The organism is Streptomyces coeruleorubidus (assembly GCF_008705135.1).
Taxonomy (GTDB): Bacteria; Actinomycetota; Actinomycetes; order Streptomycetales; family Streptomycetaceae; genus Streptomyces; species Streptomyces coeruleofuscus.
In genome coordinates this window covers 8,759,391-8,775,546 of the sequence record NZ_CP023694.1, presented here as the reverse complement: position 1 = coordinate 8,775,546, position 16,156 = coordinate 8,759,391, and the positions used below count along the sequence as shown (strand labels likewise).

Here is a 16,156-nt window from a genome sequence, read left to right as displayed (position 1 = left end):
CAAGGACGGGACATGCTTCAGAAAGCCACATCCGAGGCGGGCGCCACGACCGTACGGCGCCGGTGGTACGCCCTGCTGCTCCGGGACAGGTTCGCCTCCGCGGCGGCCCTCGTCCTGGTCCTGGTCGCGCTGTGCGCCGTCCTGGGACCGCTGCTGGCCGGGGACCTGGCGACCCGCCAGAACCTGCGCGCCCCGGGCCGGCCCCCGTTCAGTCTCGACCACGGCTGGGCCTTCGTCCTCGGCAGCGACTCCCTCGGCCGGCCCGTCGCCGCGCGGCTGCTGACCGCGGCCGGGACGACACTGGCCGTGGCGGTGCCCGCCGTGCTGTGCTCGCTGGTGATCGGCTCGGTGTGGGGGATGTGGGCGGGGTATCACGGCGGTTGGCGCGAGAACGTGTCGCTGCGGGTGGCCGACGTGATCCTCAGCTTCCCCTCCCTCCTGCTGGCCGTGGTGGTGCTGTACGTCTTCTCGCCGAGTGCGGCGAGCATCGTGCTGGTCCTGGCCGTCGCCCGGATCCCCGTGTATCTGCGCACGGCCCGGGCCGAGGCGGCGGAGCTGCGCAGCCGGCTGTTCGTGGACGCGGCCCGTACGTTCGGCACCGGCGGTTGGGCGACCATACGGCGGCATGTCGCGCCGAGTGTGCTGCCGACGCTGCTCACCGTCGCCGCGCTCGACTTCTGCTTCGTGATGCTCGCCGAGTCGTCGCTGAGCTTCCTGGGCATCGGCATCCAACCGCCGGACGTGAGCTGGGGGTTGATGGTGGCCCAGGGGCGGCAGGAGTTGCAGAGCGCGTGGTGGATCGCGCTCTTCCCGGGTCTCGCGATCGTCCTCACGACCGTCTCGGCGACCGTCCTCGCCTCCTGGGCCCGGATGACGACCGACCCGGGGCAGCGGTGGCGGGAGGGGGTCCGGCGGAGTGGCCGGCGTGCTCGGGGGGCGCGCGGGGCGAGCGCGGACCCGGCGACTCGTGACGGTGCCGTCGCCGAGCCGGACACGACCGCCGACCCCGACACGACCGCCGACCCCGACACGACCGCCGACCCCGACACGACCGCCGGTCCCGACACGACCGCCGCTCCGGGCGGCAGCCGTCCCACCGGCACCGAACCGCCCACGCCGGCCGACGTCCTGGTCGTGGACGACCTGTCCGTCGACGTCCACACCCCGGCCGGGCCCGTCCACGTCGTCCGCCGGGTCGGCTTCTCCGTGCGGTCGGGCGAGACGCTGGCGCTGCTGGGCGAGTCGGGCTGCGGCAAGAGCATGACCGCCCACGCCGTCGCGGGCCTGCTCGACCCGGTCGCGGAGGTGGTGGGCGGGCAGGTGCGCCTCGACGGCGAGGACCTGCTCGGTCTCGGAGCACGGGCCAGGCGCCGGCTGGCCGGCCCCGGTGTGGCCATGGTCTTCCAGGACGCGCTCAGCGCGCTCAACCCCGTCCTCACGGTCGGCACCCAGCTCGCCGAGCCGTTCCGCATCCACGAGGGCCTGTCCCGGCGCGCGGCGAGGGCCAGGGCGGTGGAGCTGATGGAACGCGTGGGCATTCCGGAGGCCCGCTCCCGGGCGGACGCCTATCCGCACCAGTTCTCGGGAGGGATGCGTCAGCGCCTGCTGATCGCGACGGCGGTCGCCCTGCGGCCGAGGGTCCTGATCGCCGACGAGCCCACGACGGCGCTGGACGTCACCGTGCAGGCGCAGATCATGGACCTCCTGCGCGAGTTGCGCGGCGAACAGCGGACGGCGCTCGTCCTCATCACGCACGACCTCGGGCTCGCCGCCGAGCACGCGGACCGGGTCGCCGTCATGTACGCGGGGACGGTGGTGGAGACCGGGCCGGTCGCCGAGGTGTTCGGCAAGCCTCATCACCCCTACACCCGAGGCCTGCTGGCGTCGGTACCGGCCGAGCAGCATCGGGGCTCCAGGCTGAGCTCCATCCCGGGGAGCCCGCCGGACCCGGGTGCGGTGCCGGCCGGCTGCGCCTTCCGTACGCGCTGTCCCATGGCCCGGGAGCGTTGTGCCACCCACCGTCCGGCGCTGACCGGCACCGGGGCCGGCCGGGCCGCCGCCTGCCACTTCGGGAAGGAGCTGGCCGATGCCTGACCAGGGGCCACTGCTGGAGGCCACCGGGCTGGCCAAGAGCTTCAAGGTGCGGCGGACCGTGCGAGGCGGCACCCGGCTGCGGGCACTGGACGGGGTGGACCTGACCCTGGGGCGCGGGGAGACCCTGGGCCTGGTGGGCGAGTCCGGCTGCGGCAAGTCCACGCTGGCGAGGGTCCTCCTGCGGCTGGAACGGCCCGACGCGGGCACCGTTCGGTACGAGGGAGTCGACCCCTTCACGTTGTCGGGTGCGGAGCTGCTCGCCTGGCGCCGGAAGGTGCAGATGGTGTTCCAGGACCCGTTCGGTTCGCTCAACCCCCGTCTGTGCGCGGCGGATCTGATCGGCGAGCCGTGGCTGACCCACCGCGGCCTCGTTCCCGCGTCGAAGCGGGCGGCCCGCGTGGCCGAGCTGCTGGAGATGGTCGGCCTGCGCGCGTCGGACGCGAGCCGTCACCCGCACGAGTTCTCCGGAGGACAGCGGCAGCGAATCGGGATCGCCCGCGCCCTGGCGCTGGAGCCGGAGGTGATCGTCTGCGACGAGCCCGTCTCCGCGCTGGACCTGTCGGTGCAGGCGCAGGTGCTCAACCTCCTGTGCGACCTGCGGGACGAGCTGGGACTGTCGTACGTGTTCATCTCGCACGACCTGTCGGTGGTGCGGCACCTCGCCGACCGGGTCGCCGTGATGTACCTGGGCAAGATCATGGAGACGGGCCCGACGGAGGAGGTCTACGAGCGGCCGCGCCACCCGTACACGGAGGCGCTGCTGTCGGCGGCCCCCTCCCCCGTGGCCGGCGGCGGCCGCAAACGGCAGCGCATCCTGCTCACCGGTGAGATCCCCTCCCCGGCCGACCCGCCGTCCGGATGCCGGTTCCGTACCCGGTGCCGGCAGGCGCGGGATCTATGCGCCGAGGAGGTCCCCGCGCCTCCGCCCCGGGAGCCCGTCCACGGGGCGGCATGCCATTTCCCTCTGGAGGAGAACCCGCCGGTGACTGCGTGACGGGCGGCGCCTTCCGCGTTCTCCTCCAACCGGAGGCAGGGGTACGGCATAGCCCTGATGCGTCGGGCACCGCAGTCGCCGACGGGGCGTTGACCGGCGGCCGTTCGGTCGATCCGGTGCACTCGGTCGGCCGACGGGTCAGTGGCAGCACCCGTCGGCCGCCTGGTGACCGGCCGCGGTGTCCAGGCGGCAGAAGCACGACGCCTGGATCGGGACGTCGGCCAGCGCGGTCGCCATCTTGAGCTGCTGGGCCACGAGAGCCGCCTCGGCGGTCTTGCCCGTCCGCAGCAGGCACTCGTAGAAGCCGTGCAGGGACCAGACGTTGCCGGGGTGCTGGAGGGGGCGGGGCAGGGTGGCGTCGAGGCCGAGGTCCGCGCGGTAGACCGCCTCGGCCTCCGTCACCCGGCCCTGTTCCAGCAGCAGGGCGCCGTAGGCGTGGCGGGTGGGCTGCATCCAGCCCCAGGGCTCGTCGTAGGGAAGGTTGTCGTCCAGCTCGATGGAGCGTTCCAGGGCGGCGAAGGCGAGGTCGTGGTTGCCCTTGCGGTATTCGAGCTCGCCGTCCAGCATGGCCGCCGCGACGGCGAGGATGTCGCGGCAGGTGTTGTTGAACAGCGTCCGCGACTCGGGCACCCGGTTCACCGCCGCGCGGAAGAGTTCGCGCTCGGCCTCCGCCCGGTCGACCTCGCCGGTGGCCGAGAGGGCGACGCCCCGGGCGTAGTGCCGCATGGCGGTGGTCACCGAGTACAGCTCCGGGTCGGCGGGGGCCGGCAGGGCGAGGATGTCGGCCCAGCGGCCGAAGCGGATCAGTACGTGGACGCGCATGGCGAGGAAGCCCTCGAGCCAGTCGGCCATCGGGGGGCTCTGCACGCGGAGCAGCTCCTCGGGGATGGCGGCTTCCAGCTCGGCGGCGGTGTCGAGGGCGACCTGTGCCTGACCGAGGAACATGGCCCCGTAGATCTTGAAGTGGTAGTTGTGCGCCCGGTAGAGGGTGTAGAAGTTCATCGCGCCGGCCCGGCGGCGGAACTTCTCGTCGGCGGCGATCGCGGCGCTGTTGGCCGCGACGACCTGGCGATAGTCCCCGCACAGGACGTCGAGGTGCGAGGGCATGTGGAGCAGGTGCCCGGCGTCGGGGACGATGCCGCGCAGCCGGTCGGCGACGGTGAGGGCCTGCTCCGGTGTCGGGGACATCTCCATCAGGTGGATGTACAGGTGCAGAACCCCGGGGTGCCGGGCGCCCGCGTCGGTCCCGAGCGCGCCTTCCAGGACGGCCCTGGCCTCCGAGGTCCGTGCGCCCTCGGCCGGCTGACCGGTGGTCAGGTCCCACAGCTGCCAGGGGGTGAGGTTCATCAGCGCGTCGGCGTGCAGGGTGGCGATGTCCGGGTCGTCGGGCGCCAGTTCGTAGACCGCGCGCATCGCGTCCGCGTAGGGCTCGTTCCACACCGAGCAGTCCTCGACGGCCTCCGCCTGCGGGTAGCGGGCCCGCAGCGCGCCGATCAGGGCCTGCTCGACCGGGGTGGCCCCGACGGCCTTCTCATGGGCCCGTTCCACGGCGGCGTGCGTACGCTCCACCGTCCGTGCCAGTTCCTCGCCTTCGAAGAATTCCCAGGGCTTGTTGTAGTTCGGGCCCAGCGCGTAGGCGATGCCCCAATACGCCATGGCGCACTCGGGATCGATTTCGGCCGCCTTTTCGAAGCAGGCGACGGCTTCCTCGTGATGAAAGGCGTACGTCCACACCAGGCCGCGGTCGAACCAGAGTTGGGCCTCGACGGAGGAGGTGGTGACGGGACGGCTGTGCGTGCCGAGGTCGTAATAATCGCCCATGGTTTTCTCCTGGGAAAGCGGCCGGGAGCCGTGAGAATAGCGGCTGCGGACGCGCCCTCGATCACCGATGAATTCTCGTATTTCCAGATTAGCGGGGCACCTTTGAGAACATGACTGATGAGATCGAGGGGCGGCGGTGCAGCAGGACGCCGCCAGGGTCAGACGCTGGTCAGGAGCTGCGGCGCCAGGACCTTGATCATGGTGTTGGTCCAGCGGAGCTGCCGGAGCGTCTGCGGGTGGCAGTCGGTGACCAGTGCCAGGAGCCGCTCGTCCCGGGTGGCCTGCGCCGCCTGGGCGAGCATCTCCCAGTGCAGGGAGTTCCGCGCGGCCGCCAGATGCAGATCGCGCAGGTCGTGCAGGAGAAGCAGACCGGTCTCAGGGCGTCGGCCAAGGGCTTCCGACGCCTTCTCCCGGAGCGTGGCGAGCGCGCCGGGTGACGGGTTGCCGCGTGGGCCGGACAGGTCGAGGCCGTGGTCGCGGCCCGCGTCCGCGAGGAGGGCCGCGTGCTCGCGCGACCAGCGGGCGACGTCGAGGGCGACATGGTGGAACTCGTGGTCGGTGTGGTGCCGTGCGGCGGCGGCCAGCAGGTCCTGCTCCAGGTCGCGTTCGCCGTCGTGGAGGAGGCGCAGGGTGATGCCGATGCCGGTCATGTGCTGCTCCCCGCCGTCTCGGTCCGGGCCCGGGTGTCGCTCGCGCGCCGCGCGACGAGGGTGACGCGCGCCGCGCCGGTCTTGAACAGTGGCTGTTTGGAGACCGGGTCCCAGTCGGTCACGGTGGTCTCGTTGGCGGCACGGCCGGGGCCGTCGTCGGGCGGGCGGTGGCCCGCCGGGGTGTCCCAGTAGCCGTAGTGGAAGGGCAGGAACACCATGCCGTCGCGGATCGCGGTCGTGCGCAGCCGGGCCCGCACCGCCCCGCGCTCCGTCGTGACCTGCACCAGGTCGCCGTCGGCGAGCCCCTGGGCCGACGCCTCGGCGGGTGAGATCTCGGCCCAGACGTCCGGCGCGGCGGCGTTCAGCTCGGGGGCGCGGGCGGTCTTCGTGCGGGTGTGGAAGTGGTACACGGTCCGGCCGGTGATCAGCTGGAGGGGGTAGTCGGCGGAGGTGTCCTCGTGGGGCGGCAGGTACTCCGCTGCTTTGATGACCGCCTTGCCGTCCGGGTTGAGGGACCGGTACTCCACGGGCTCCACGCTCGCCCCGGTGACCATGTCCTTGCCGTAGCTCTCGCAGGTGTCGGGGTGGGCGAACGAGATGCCGTCGGTGTAGAGGCGCGCGGTGCCGTCGGGGGCCTGTTCGGTGCAGGGCCACTGGATGCCGCTGCCGCCGCGCAGCCGTTCGTAGCTCAGCCCCGTGTAGTCGCAGGGGCGGCCGGCACTGCATCGCTGCCACGCCGCGAACGCCGACTCGGGGTCGTGCCAGGTGATCAGCGGCCCGTCGTCCTTGTCGCGGAAGTCCATGCGGGCGGCGAAGTCGAGGAAGATGTCCAGGTCGGCCCTGGCCTCGCCGGGCGGTTCGACGGCCTTCTCCGACAGGTGCACGGTGCGGTCGGCGTTGGTGAGGGTGCCGGTCTTCTCGCCCCAGGTCGCCGCGGGCAGGACGACGTCGGCGAGCTGCGCGGTCTCGGTGAGGAACAGGTCCTGCGCGACCACGAACAGCCGTTCCTGGGCGAGGACCGACCGGATGCGGGACAGCTCGGGCAGGGACACGGCCGGGTTGGTGCCGGTGATCCACAGCATCCGGATCGAGCCCTGCTCGGCGTACCGGAAGATCTGCATCGCGTGCGTGGGCGGCGCGTAGTGCGGGATCGTCTCGGGCTTCACGTTCCACACGGCGGCCAGTTCGGCCACATGCTGGTCGTTCTGCCAGTTGCGGAAGCCCGGCAGATCGCCGTCCGCGCCGCACTCGCGGGTGTTCTCGGCGCTGGGCTGCCCGTTCATCTGGAGCAGTCCGCGGCCGGGGCGGCCCAGCATGCCGCGGATCAGGTGCAGGTTGTTGACCTGGACGGCGGCAGCGGTGGCCTGGTGGGATTGGTAGACGCCCTGGAGGACCGTGGACAGCAGCCGCTCGGCGCCGCCGAGGATCTCCGCCGCCCGCTCGATCTGCGCAGCGGGCACGTCGCAGATCCCGGCCGCCCACCGGGGCGTGCACTCCTCGACCGCGGCCGCGAGCTCCTCGAAACCGACGGTGTGCGCGTCGACGTAGGACCGGTCGACGCGGCCGGTGCGGATGATCTCGTGCAGCAGCGCGTTGAGCAGCGCGACGTTGGTGCCCGCGCGCGGGGCCAGGTGGACATGGGCGCGCCGGGCGACCTGCGTGTACCGCGGATCCACGCACACCAGCCGGGGCGGATCGCTCCCCTCCAGGCGGTCCAGGAGCCGCATCCACAGGACCGTCTGCGTCTCGGCCATGTTGTGCCCGAACAGGGCGACGGTGTCGGCGTGGTCGATGTCGTCGTAGGAGCCGGGCTGCCCGTCGCAGCCGAAGGTCTCCTTGAGCGCCTCGGCGGCGGTCGCCGTGCACAGCCGGGTGTTGCCGTCCAGGTGGTTGGTGCCGATGCCGGCGCGGGCGAGCACGGCCAGGGTGTAGTACTCCTCCAGGAACAGCTGTCCGGTGGTGTAGAAGCCGATCGAGCCCGGTCCCTTGTCGTCCAGGAGATGCCGGGTCCGGGCGGCGATCCGGTCCATGGCGGTGTCCCAGTCGGACTCCGCCAGCCGGCCGTTCTCACGGACCAGGGGCCTGGTGAGCCGGTCGGGAGAGGCGTTGGCCTGCCAGCCGTAGAGGTCCTTGGGGCCCAGGCGTCCGCGGTTCACCCGGTCCGCGGCCCGGCCCCGCACTCCTACGATGCGGCCCTCGCGCACCGCGATGTCCATCGCGTCGCCGTTGGAGTGCAGCAGCGAGGCGGACTGCACCCACCGCTCCACGTCCTGCTCGGCGGTCCCGGCCCGCAGATGCGCGTCCGTCCGGGACGGCCACGGCGTGCCGGGGTCGTACGGGGTACGCGCACCCCAGGGATCCGCGATCCGGTCGGCCGAGGTGTCCACGGTCCCACCTCCCACAGGAGAACGTCCCCTGGCGAGTACCCCGCCGTGACCACCGAAGCCCCCGGTGACGCTGAGTACACCAGAGTGGCACAGGGCGCACACTGTGTCGCGGGGGACGATCAGCCGGTCGTTCGATCGTGGGCACCTTCGCCACTGGGCTGGCAGCGGCCAACTCCCGCTCCCTAGGATGTACTTCCTGTCCAGCCAGTCCGTTGGCACGGCACCACGCAGGGGGAACGATGCACTCCGAGAAGCAGTTGTCCACCGAGATCGACGCGAACGTGCCGACGGCAGCGCGTATGTACGACCACTACCTGGGCGGCAAGGACAACTACGCGGCCGACCGTGCCGCGTGCGAGGAACTCGACAAGGTCGTGCCCAGCACGCGCCGCCTGGCCCTGAACAACCGGCGCTTCCTCCAGCGGGTCGTGCGGACCCTCTCCCAGGAATACGGCATCCGGCAGTACCTCGACCACGGATCAGGCCTGCCGACGCAGGACAACGTCCACCAGGTCGCCCAGCGCATCGACCCCACGACCCACGTGGTGTACGTCGACAACGACCCGATGGTGCTGGTCCACGGCCGTGCGCTGCTGGAGCAGGACGAGCGCACGAGCGTCATCCACGCGGACCTGCGCGAGACCGACCTGATCTTCGACCACCCCGACACCAAGCGGCTGATCGACTTCTCCGAGCCGGTGTGCGTGCTCTTCAACTCGGTGTTCCACTGCATCCCGGACAGCGACACCGACGGGCCGATCGCGGTGGCGCGCCGTGTGCGGGAGCGGCTCGCGCCCGGCAGTTTCATGGTGATGTGCCAGCTGGTCAGCGAGGACCCCGAGGTCCGTCACTTCGTCACGAACTTCATGGACCAGGCGACCCAGGGGCACTGGGGCCGCGTGCGCGAGGAGAAGGACGTCGCCGCGTACTTCGAGGGTCTGGAGATCCTCGAGCCGGGGCTGGTGGAGGTGTCCACGTGGCGTCCGGACACCGAGGTGGCGCCCCGTCAGCTCACCCAGGAGTGGATCGAGTTCGGCGGCGTGGGGCGGATTCCCCTGGAGAAGTGACTCAGGTGCCTCGCACGGGACGCAGGTCGACCCGCGTGAGGCACTCGCACGTCACGCGTAGCGCTGCTCCATCGTCGTGCGCAGCAGTTCCAGGGATTCACGCGGCTTGAGCGCCTCGTCCGCAAGGCGGTCGAGCGCGATCCGGTACTCCTCCGTCTCGTCGAGGTCCTCGAGGAAGTTCGCGCTCTTGATGTGCTCCAGGTAGACCACGTCGGGGAGGTCGAGACCGCCGAAGCGCAGATACGTGACCGGGATGGCCGGCGCCGAGGCGTTCGTGACGTTCAGCGGGATGATCTGCAACGTCACGTTGGGACGTTCGGCCATGTCGACGAGGTGCGCGAGCTGCTCCCGCATCACCTCGGTGCTGCCCAGGACGCGCAGCAGCACGGACTCGTCGATGACCGCCCACAACTGCGGGGCGTCCGGCCGGAACAGCAACCGCGCCCGGTGCCGGCGGAGTTCCACCCGGCGCTCCACCTCGCCGGCCGGCGCGTTCGGCAGGCCCCGCTCCACCACGGCCCTGGTGTAGGCGGGTGTCTGCAACAGGCCGGGCACGTACTGGATCTCGAAGGTACGGATGGTGGCGGCGGCCTCCTGGAGTCCGACCAGCCGATCGAACCACTCGGGCATCAGCCGCTTGTCGTACCGCTGCCACCAGCCCGGCTCGCCGGCGCGCTGCAACAGCTTGAGCAGCACCGAGGCCTCGTAGTCGTCGGTGCCGTACAGCCGGAGCAGGGCGCGGACGTCGTTCTCCGTCGGCGGGCGGCGGCCCTTGCCGGACTCGATGCGGGACAGCTTCGCGGCACTGAAGCCGACAGCGCGCGCCGCCTGGTCCTGGGCGAGCCCGGCGTCCTCACGGAAGCCTGCCAGCTGTACGCCGACCAGCATCTTCAGCAGAGTCGGCGCCGGCTCGGGCCTGTCCAGGTAGGGTTCCAGACGGGAGATGCGATGCGACGCGGCGGACATCCTGACTCCCAGCAGACCGGCACAGAGGGCGATTTACACTATCGCACTCCGCCGGGCGTCCCCGCACCCCTCGGAGAAGCCCCATGGAAATGGGGAGTTGGGCTCCACTTCACCGTGCGGGCTTCACGGCAGGCGGGCTTCACGGCAGGCGGGCTTCACAGCAGGTGGTCGAACTCGCCGTCCTTCGCCCCGGCCAGGAACGCCGACACCTCCGCCGCCGTGTAGACGAGCGCGGGCCCGTCGGGGTCACGGGAGTTGCGCATCGCGATCCCCCCGTCGGCGAGAGGGGCCACTTCGACGCAGTTGCCCTCGGCGTTGCTGTGCCGGCTCTTGATCCAGCAGGCGTCCAACGAGCTTGCCTGCACTCCGTTCTGCACTGGTGGCACCGCGATCTCCTTGCTGTTCTCGTCCATGTCCCGGCTCGCGTACCCAACACGGCTTGATTCTCACGCAATTTCTCGTGCAATTGCACGGAAGCGCCGTCAGCGTGGATAATAGCTGGCGGCGTCAACCCCTGGGCTGGCGCCGCGTCCTGACCTCGCATCGGGGAGATGCCGTGTCATCAGCTGCGCAGCACGTGCTCCGGCCGCCTAGTAGGGCTGCGGCACACGCAGGCGCGCCCGGCACGGGCACCGGATTCCCGCCCGGCCCGCCCACGGGGACGTCGTACGAGGCGACGCCGTACGGGACCCCGCCCCCGATGCCGGAGACGATGCCGCAGCCCTCGGCTGCCCTGTCCGCCTCGGCCGCCCTGCGCGTCGAGTGCAGCAGGGAGGGGTTCGCGCGCGTCCGGTCCTTCACCCGCGACACGCTGCACGTCTGGTCGCTCGGCCACCGCTACGACGACACGACGCTCGTCGTCACCGAGCTCGCCGCCAACGCCGCGACGCACGCGGCACCGGCGGCGGGCGCGCCGGAGATCCGGCTCGGATTCCTCCTGGACCCCACCCATCTGCTGGTCACCGTCTCCGACCCCGACGACCACCCGCCCGTGTACGCGCCGGCCGGCTCCGCCTGGGAGGAGCACGGCAGGGGCCTGTGCCTCGTCGACGCCCTGTCCGAGGAATGGGGCTGGACCCCCTGCCCTCCGGCGGGCAAGACGGTCTGGGCCAGGTTGTCGACCTGTCCACCCATCTGACACGACTGCCGCGGAAAGGCCTCACGCCATGCGCAGCGCTTCGACGGAACACCCGAGCAGCAAGCGCCCACAGCGCCCCGACGCCCCGTCCGGGGTGGCCGGGAACACGCCGCTCACGGCCCTGGACCGCGTGCCCTGGGGCGACATCCAGGACTCCACCGGTTCGGCGGCCGCCATTCCCCTCCTTCTCAACGGCATCGCCTGGGGCGACGCCGACACCGCCCGCTCCGCACTCGCCGACCTGCGGAAGCGGATCTGCCAGTTCGGCTTCGTCGTGGAGCAGGCGACGGCCGCCACGGTTCCCTTCCTGTGGGAGCTGGCCAAGCTGCCGCAGGTGACCTGCCGCGCCCAGATCATCCGGCTGCTCAAGAACATCGCCGAAGCCCGGCAGTGGGAGAGCACCGCGGCCGCCTATCCGAAGCTGCTGAACCGCCGGGAGAACCCGGTGGTGTGGGAGCGTGCGGCGCGCCAGGCGGTGCGGGCCCGCCGCGGTGAGCTCGGCCGGCTGATGGCGGACGAGGACACGGAGATCGCCCGGGCCACGACCGAGCTCGCCCGTTCGCTGGCCACCTGAGGCCGCGGGACGTCCCGGAGGGTCTGCCGTCCGTGCCCGTTCCGGGGGCGGACACCGTACGCGGGCGTCCCGGGCGCCGGGAGACGTGACGATACGGTGAGGACCCCCTGTCACCATGGGTGATGCCCCTCGCCTCGCGCGGCCGGGCAGTGTAGACATGGCACATGGTCCGACTCTTGGGTCGATCCGGGACTCGATCGCCCCTGCGGCCCGGCGCTGCGCCGTCCGAACGGCAGCGGCGGGAGGCGGGCCCGTCACGGTGGCATCCGGTGACGGGGCTGCGGTCGGTGCTGGGCGGACGCAGTGTCGCCCGCCAGGTGTTCCTGCTCGTCGTGGTGATCGTGCTGCTGCTGGTGGTGGCGGCCGTGGTGGCGCTGGTGCTGCAAGTGCGGCACGACACGACCCAGGAGGCCCGCAACCGTTCGCTCGCCGTCGCGGAGACCTTCGCCAACGCGCCCGGCACGATCGAGGCACTGGAGAGCCCCGATCCCACGGCGGTGCTCCAGCCGCGTGCCGAGGCCGCCCGTGAACAGTCGAAGGTCGACTTCATCGTCGTCATGAACACCGACGGGATCCGCTACACCCACCCCAGGCCGGACCGCATCGGGAAGAAGTTCGTCGGGACGCTCGAGCCCGCGCTGGCCGGCAGGGCGGTGACCGAGCAGATCACCGGCACGATCGGCCCCCTCGTACAGGCCGTGGTGCCGGTGAAGGCTCCGGACGGCGAGGTCGTCGGCCTGGTGTCGGCCGGGATCACCACCGCCAACGTCGGTGGCACCGCCGACCGTCAGCTGCCGCTCGTGCTGTCCGCCGCGGCGGTGGCGCTCATCCTGGCGACGGCGGGCGCCGCGCTGGTGAGCAGGCGGCTGATGCGCCAGACCCACGGGCTCGGGCCGCACGAGATGACCCGGATGTACGAACACCACGACGCCGTGCTGCACGCCGTGCGCGAGGGCGTGCTCATCGTCGACGACGGGGGCACCCTGCTGCTCGCCAACGACGAGGCGCACCGTCTGCTCGGGCTGCCCGCCGACGCCGAGGGCCGCCACGTGCTCAGCCTGGGGCTCGACCCGGGCACCGCCGAGCTGCTGGCCTCCGGGCGCGTCGCCACGGACGAGGTGCACCGCGTCGGGGACCGGCTCCTCGCCGTGAACCAGCGCACCACGGACCGCGCGGGCGTCCCGCCCGGCAGTGTCGCCACGCTCCGCGACTCCACGGAGCTGCGTGCCCTCTCCGGCCGGGCCGAGACCGCGCGGGAACGGCTCAACATGCTGTACGACGCAGGGGTGGGCATCGGGACGAGCCTGGACGTGACCCGTACGGCCGAGGAGCTGACCGAGCTGGCGGTGCCCCGGTTCGCCGACTTCGCCACCGTGGACCTGTTCGACGCGGTGCTGAGCGGCGGGCAGCCGGATGCGGCGGCCGGGCTCAGCCGCACGGCGCTGAGCGGGATCCGCAAGGACGCTCCGCTCTACTCCGTCGGCGAGCGGATCAGGTTCGTCGAGTCCTCTCCGCAGGGCCGCAGTCTCGGCACCGGCCGGCCCGTCCTGGAAGCCCGGCTGGGCGAGGCCCCCGGCTGGCAGGCACAGGACCTCGAACGCTCCGCGCAGATCGTGGAGTACGGCATCCACTCCCTGATCACCGTGCCGCTGCGGGCCGGCTCCCTGGTGCTGGGCGTGGTCAGCTTCTGGCGCTGCGAGAAGCCGGAGCCCTTCGACACGGACGAGCTGGCTCTGGCGGAGGAGCTGGTCGCGCGGGCCGCCGTCTCCATCGACAACGCGCGCCGCTACACCCGCGAGCACAGCATGGCGGTGACGCTCCAGCGCAGCCTGCTCCCCCGGAACCTGCCCGAGCAGGACGCCCTGGAGATCGCCTACCGTTATCTGCCCGCGCAGGCCGGGGTGGGCGGCGACTGGTTCGACGTGCTGCCGCTGTCGGGGGCCCGGGTCGCGCTCGTGGTCGGAGACGTCGTCGGGCACGGGCTGCACGCCGCGGCCACCATGGGGCGGCTGCGCACCGCCGTGCACAACTTCTCCGCGCTCGACCTCCCGCCCGACGAACTCGTCGCCCTGCTGGACGAGCTGGTCGGCCGCATCGACCAGGACGAGACGCAGGAGGACGGCAGCGCCCCGGTCACCGGCGCGACCTGTCTGTACGCCGTGTACGACCCGGTCACCCGGCGCTGCACCCTCGCACGGGCCGGGCATCCCCCGCCTGCGCTGATCCACCCCGACGGCAGTGTCGAGTTCCCCGACGTGCCCGCCGGTCCCCCGCTCGGTCTCGGCGGTCTGCCGTTCGAGACGGCGGAGCTGGAGCTGGCGGAGGGCAGCCGGCTCGTCCTCTACACCGACGGGCTGGTCGAGGACCGGGAGCGGGACATCGACGTCGGTCTCGACATGCTGCGGGAGGCACTGAGCCGGGCTGGACAGTCCCCCGAGGACACCTGCCGGACCGTCCTCGACGCTCGGCTCACGGCCCGCTCCAGCGACGACATCGCCCTGATCGTCGCGCGCACCCGGGCGCTCACCGCCGACCGGGTCGCCGAGTGGCCGGTGCCGGCCGACCCGGCCGCCGTGGGCGAGGTGCGGGCGGCCGTCTCCCGGCAGCTTGCCGAGTGGGGACTGGACGAGCTGACGTTCACCACCGAGCTGATCCTGAGCGAGCTGGTCACCAACGCGCTCCGGTACGGCGGCGGCCCCATCCACGTCCGGGTGCTGCGCGACCGCAACCTGATCTGCGAGGTGTTCGACAGCAGCAGCACATCTCCGCATCTGCGGTACGCGACGATGACGGACGAGGGCGGGCGGGGGCTGTTCCTGGTCGCGCAGCTCGCCGAGCGCTGGGGGACGCGCTATCTGCCCGCCGGGAAGGTGATCTGGGCGGAGCAGCCGTTGCCGTGAGCGGGCCATAAGGCCGTCTACGGTCGGTCATAAAGTCGCCTTATGAGCTCATAGACCGGACCCGCGTACCAACTTAGGCATGCCTCAGTTTAGGCTTCACGGCGAGATCACTTGTCGCCGCTCGAAGGGAACCTGACCATGCCCCGCCCCCTGCGGGTAGCCATCGTCGGATCCGGCCCCGCCGGGATCTACGCCGCCGACGCCCTGCTCAAGTCCCAGGTGGCCGCCGAACCCGGCGTGTCCATCGACATCTTCGAGCGCATGCCGGCGCCGTTCGGCCTGATCCGTTACGGCGTCGCGCCCGACCACCCGCGGATCAAGGGCATCATCACCGCCCTGCACCAGGTCCTCGACAAGCCCCAGATCCGGCTCTTCGGCAACGTGGACTACGGCACCGACATCAGCCTGGACGACCTGCGCGCGTTCTACGACGGCGTGATCTTCGCCACCGGCGCGATGGCCGACCGGTCGATGTCCATCCCTGGCATCGACCTCGACGGCTCGTACGGCGCCGCGGACTTCGTCTCCTGGTACGACGGCCACCCGGACGTGCCGCGCACCTGGCCGCTGGAGGCGGAGAAGGTCGCCGTGCTCGGCGTCGGCAACGTCGCGCTCGACGTCGCCCGGGTCCTGGCCAAGACGGCGGACGAGCTGCTCCCGACGGAGATCCCGGCGAACGTCTACGAGGGCCTGAAGGCCAACCGGGCCAAGGAGATCCACGTGTTCGGCCGCCGTGGCCCGGCGCAGGCGAAGTTCAGCCCGATGGAGCTGCGGGAGCTGGACCACTCCCCCAACATCGAGGTCATCGTCGACCCCGAGGACATCGACTACGACGAGGGCTCGATCGCGACCCGGCGCGGCAACAAGCAGGCCGACATGGTCGCCAAGACCCTGGAGAACTGGGCGATCCGCGACACCGGCAACCGGCCCCACAAGCTCTTCCTGCACTTCTTCGAGTCGCCGGTCGAGATCCTCGGCGAGGACGGCAAGGTCGTCGGACTGCGCACCGAGCGCACGGAGCTCGACGGCACGGGCAACGTCAAGGGCACCAGCACGTTCAAGACCTGGGACGTCGGCGCGGTCTACCGAGCGGTGGGCTACCTGTCCGACAAACTCCCCAAGCTGCCCTGGGACATCGACTCCGGCACCGTCCCCGACGAGGGCGGGCGGGTCATGCAGGAGACCGGCGAACCCCTCCAGTCCACGTACGTCACCGGCTGGATCCGGCGCGGCCCCGTGGGGCTCATCGGCCACACCAAGGGCGACGCGAACGAGACGGTGGCCAACCTGCTGGACGACTACGCGAACGGCCGGCTGCACACGCCCGCCACCCCCGCCCCCGAGGCCCTGGACGCGTTCCTCGCCGAGCGGAACGTCCGCTTCACGACCTGGGACGGCTGGTACAAGCTGGATGCCGCGGAGAAGGCGCTGGGCGAGCCCGAGGGCCGCGAGCGCGTGAAGATCGTGGAGCGTGAGGACATGCTGCGGGCGAGCGGCGCCTGACGTCCCATCACCCTGCGGGCGGGTCCGGTGGAGATGTCACCGGACCCGCCCTTTTGCGTGCT

The 16,156-nt window shown here is 71.7% G+C and carries 12 protein-coding genes; 7 read left to right on the top strand and 5 right to left on the bottom strand.

Features of this window, described 5'->3' with window-relative positions; all coding sequences use genetic code 11:
* Window positions 1-12: 12 nt before the first annotated feature.
* Window positions 13-2,094 (top strand): dipeptide/oligopeptide/nickel ABC transporter permease/ATP-binding protein, encoded by a 2,082-nt coding sequence (locus CP976_RS44105; RefSeq protein ID WP_229876341.1) that lies wholly within the window; start codon window positions 13-15, stop codon window positions 2,092-2,094.
* The gene (locus CP976_RS39975; protein ID WP_150484735.1) at window positions 2,087-3,088 is read left to right on the top strand and encodes an ABC transporter ATP-binding protein; all 1,002 of its coding nucleotides are present in this window, start codon (window positions 2,087-2,089) and stop codon (window positions 3,086-3,088) included. Before CP976_RS44105 ends, CP976_RS39975 begins: the two co-directional genes overlap by 8 nt.
* A 138-nt stretch (window positions 3,089-3,226) precedes the next feature.
* Here the strand turns inward: CP976_RS39975 and CP976_RS39970 are convergent, their stop codons facing one another.
* The 3 genes from CP976_RS39970 to CP976_RS39960 all read right to left on the bottom strand — a co-directional run bounded on the left by CP976_RS39970 (window position 3,227) and on the right by CP976_RS39960 (window position 7,946).
* The gene (locus CP976_RS39970) at window positions 3,227-4,909 is read right to left on the bottom strand and encodes a tetratricopeptide repeat protein (protein WP_150484734.1); all 1,683 of its coding nucleotides are present in this window, start codon (window positions 4,907-4,909) and stop codon (window positions 3,227-3,229) included.
* Between the two features lie 158 nt (window positions 4,910-5,067).
* Window positions 5,068-5,559, bottom strand: a complete 492-nt coding sequence (locus CP976_RS39965) for a hypothetical protein (RefSeq protein ID WP_150484733.1) — start codon at window positions 5,557-5,559, stop codon at window positions 5,068-5,070.
* Window positions 5,556-7,946: a molybdopterin oxidoreductase family protein gene (locus tag CP976_RS39960; RefSeq protein WP_150484732.1), complete on the bottom strand. Its 2,391-nt coding sequence runs from the start codon at window positions 7,944-7,946 to the stop codon at window positions 5,556-5,558. Before CP976_RS39960 ends, CP976_RS39965 begins: the two co-directional genes overlap by 4 nt.
* Window positions 7,947-8,185: 239 nt before the next feature.
* Here CP976_RS39960 and CP976_RS39955 point away from each other — a divergent pair, with 239 nt between their 5' ends.
* Window positions 8,186-9,013 (top strand): SAM-dependent methyltransferase, encoded by an 828-nt coding sequence (locus CP976_RS39955; protein ID WP_150484731.1) that lies wholly within the window; start codon window positions 8,186-8,188, stop codon window positions 9,011-9,013.
* 51 nt (window positions 9,014-9,064) lie between these two features.
* Here CP976_RS39955 and CP976_RS39950 read toward each other — a convergent pair whose 3' ends face one another.
* Both CP976_RS39950 and CP976_RS39945 read right to left on the bottom strand, forming a co-directional pair.
* Complete coding sequence (locus tag CP976_RS39950) at window positions 9,065-9,979, bottom strand: helix-turn-helix domain-containing protein (RefSeq protein WP_150484730.1); 915 nt, start codon at window positions 9,977-9,979, stop codon at window positions 9,065-9,067.
* A 155-nt stretch (window positions 9,980-10,134) separates the two neighbouring features.
* Window positions 10,135-10,365 (bottom strand): DUF397 domain-containing protein, encoded by a 231-nt coding sequence (locus CP976_RS39945; RefSeq protein WP_150485709.1) that lies wholly within the window; start codon window positions 10,363-10,365, stop codon window positions 10,135-10,137.
* Window positions 10,366-10,679: 314 nt separating this feature from the next.
* On the opposite strand from CP976_RS39945, the gene CP976_RS39940 reads away from it, so the two are divergent.
* The 4 genes from CP976_RS39940 to CP976_RS39925 all read left to right on the top strand — a co-directional run bounded on the left by CP976_RS39940 (window position 10,680) and on the right by CP976_RS39925 (window position 16,094).
* Window positions 10,680-11,117 carry an ATP-binding protein gene (locus tag CP976_RS39940; protein WP_229876357.1) on the top strand — a complete coding sequence of 146 codons (438 nt, stop codon included), beginning with the start codon at window positions 10,680-10,682 and terminating at the stop codon, window positions 11,115-11,117.
* 28 nt (window positions 11,118-11,145) lie between these two features.
* Window positions 11,146-11,691: a hypothetical protein gene (locus CP976_RS39935; protein WP_150484729.1), complete on the top strand. Its 546-nt coding sequence runs from the start codon at window positions 11,146-11,148 to the stop codon at window positions 11,689-11,691.
* Between the two features lie 164 nt (window positions 11,692-11,855).
* A complete protein-coding gene (locus CP976_RS39930) occupies window positions 11,856-14,591 on the top strand; it encodes a SpoIIE family protein phosphatase (protein WP_190147023.1) in 2,736 nt (911 codons plus the stop codon).
* A gap of 138 nt (window positions 14,592-14,729) precedes the next feature.
* Entirely contained in the window at window positions 14,730-16,094 is a 1,365-nt protein-coding gene (locus tag CP976_RS39925) for an FAD-dependent oxidoreductase (protein WP_150484727.1), read from the top strand.
* The last annotated feature ends 62 nt before the right edge of the window (window positions 16,095-16,156 follow it).

Coding starts and splice junctions, on each gene's coding strand:
- CP976_RS39925 (WP_150484727.1), top strand. CDS start 14,730: ATGCCCCGCCCCCTGCGGGTAGCCATCGTCGGATCCGGCCCCGCCGGG.
- CP976_RS44105 (WP_229876341.1), top strand. CDS start 13: ATGCTTCAGAAAGCCACATCCGAGGCGGGCGCCACGACCGTACGGCGC.
- CP976_RS39935 (WP_150484729.1), top strand. CDS start 11,146: ATGCGCAGCGCTTCGACGGAACACCCGAGCAGCAAGCGCCCACAGCGC.
- CP976_RS39975 (WP_150484735.1), top strand. CDS start 2,087: ATGCCTGACCAGGGGCCACTGCTGGAGGCCACCGGGCTGGCCAAGAGC.
- CP976_RS39940 (WP_229876357.1), top strand. CDS start 10,680: ATGCCGGAGACGATGCCGCAGCCCTCGGCTGCCCTGTCCGCCTCGGCC.
- CP976_RS39970 (WP_150484734.1), bottom strand. CDS start 4,909: ATGGGCGATTATTACGACCTCGGCACGCACAGCCGTCCCGTCACCACC.
- CP976_RS39955 (WP_150484731.1), top strand. CDS start 8,186: ATGCACTCCGAGAAGCAGTTGTCCACCGAGATCGACGCGAACGTGCCG.
- CP976_RS39930 (WP_190147023.1), top strand. CDS start 11,856: ATGGTCCGACTCTTGGGTCGATCCGGGACTCGATCGCCCCTGCGGCCC.
- CP976_RS39950 (WP_150484730.1), bottom strand. CDS start 9,979: ATGTCCGCCGCGTCGCATCGCATCTCCCGTCTGGAACCCTACCTGGAC.
- CP976_RS39965 (WP_150484733.1), bottom strand. CDS start 5,559: ATGACCGGCATCGGCATCACCCTGCGCCTCCTCCACGACGGCGAACGC.